2 tRNA genes and 1 rRNA gene are annotated in these 551 nt (G+C 46.8%); all 3 read right to left on the bottom strand.

Annotated features, from left to right (window positions below):
* Nucleotides 1–210 precede the first annotated feature (210 nt).
* Nucleotides 211–286, bottom strand: a tRNA-Ala gene (locus GIW28_RS30590).
* A 30-nt stretch (nt 287–316) separates the two neighbouring features.
* Nucleotides 317–393, bottom strand: a tRNA-Ile gene (locus tag GIW28_RS30585).
* A gap of 82 nt (nt 394–475) precedes the next feature.
* Nucleotides 476–551: ribosomal RNA gene (locus tag GIW28_RS30580) — 16S ribosomal RNA — on the bottom strand; the annotation flags it as partial.

Below are 551 nucleotides of genomic sequence, written 5' to 3'. Positions count from 1 at the left end.
ACATTCGCCGAAAATTCGAATTTCTCAACTAAGAGAACTCACAAATTTTACCTTAGCCTGATCCGTTACCAGTGAAAGTAACGTTCAGTCTATCTTTCTATCACATACCCAAATTTTTAAAGAACGATCTAATCAAAGACTAGAAATCAACATTCATCATCAACCTGATGGAATGCTCATTTCTAAGCTTTCTTAACGTAGAAGCAGTAGTGGTGGAGCCAAACGGGATCGAACCGTTGACCTCCTGCGTGCAAGGCAGGCGCTCTCCCAGCTGAGCTATGGCCCCGTATTTCTACAGGCGTTTCCCACACAAAATTGGTGGGTCTGGGCAGATTCGAACTGCCGACCTCACCCTTATCAGGGGTGCGCTCTAACCAACTGAGCTACAGACCCAATTTCGGGCTGCTTCTTATCGTCTTCTTCAATGAATCAAGCAATTCGTGTGGGAACTTATGGAGCAGCTGATGTCGTCGATTAAGGAGGTGATCCAGCCGCAGGTTCCCCTACGGCTACCTTGTTACGACTTCACCCCAGTCATGAATCACACCGTG

This window comes from Pseudomonas sp. PA-5-4B (assembly GCF_021606215.1).
Taxonomy (GTDB): Bacteria; Pseudomonadota; Gammaproteobacteria; order Pseudomonadales; family Pseudomonadaceae; genus Aquipseudomonas; species Aquipseudomonas edaphica.
This window is presented reverse-complemented; position numbering and strand designations above follow the sequence as displayed.